1 protein-coding gene is annotated in these 500 nt (G+C 34.6%); it reads left to right on the top strand.

Translation table 11 applies throughout. From position 1 onward, the window contains the following. Positions 1–283 precede the first annotated feature (283 nt). Positions 284–500, top strand: a 217-nt coding sequence (locus RE027_RS18265; protein WP_368809712.1) for a hypothetical protein, incomplete at its 3' end; no start/stop codon positions are given.

The following is a 500-nucleotide window of genomic DNA, read 5'->3' on the forward strand; positions in this document are numbered from 1 at the left end:
AAGCGGGGCCACAGCAGAAAATGTGGAAAAATCCTTGGGAAAATTCTTCTAATTAGTTGAAAATGTGTATCTTTGCATTTGAAAGAATATCATCACCGTAACCTTTCTAGGGATAGCTCCTTAAAAAGAGTAACCTAGTTAGGTATAATGGGGATTCGCTGACAACCCATATAGTGATAAAATTAAAAATGCGTAACTCATTTAGTGATAAGAAAAATAGATAGTAACATATTTAGTTTAACCATCCTAAAGGTGACAACTTTTTCACGTATAAGACAAAAAGATGCGTAAATACCTTGGAAAAACGGACAAATTATCGTATATTTGCCATGGAAAAGCGGACAAAATACGTCCGTTTAATAATAGAAAAGGGGACAAGGATATGATTAAACGTAAGATAGACAGATATTTAGCTGATTTCTTCGAAGCGAATAAGAAAGCTTTGATGTTGACAGGAGCAAGACAGATAGGAAAAACATATTCTATCCGTCGTTTCGGTC

Source organism: Kocuria sabuli, from assembly GCF_040981185.1.
Lineage (GTDB): Bacteria > Actinomycetota > Actinomycetes > Actinomycetales > Micrococcaceae > Kocuria > Kocuria sabuli.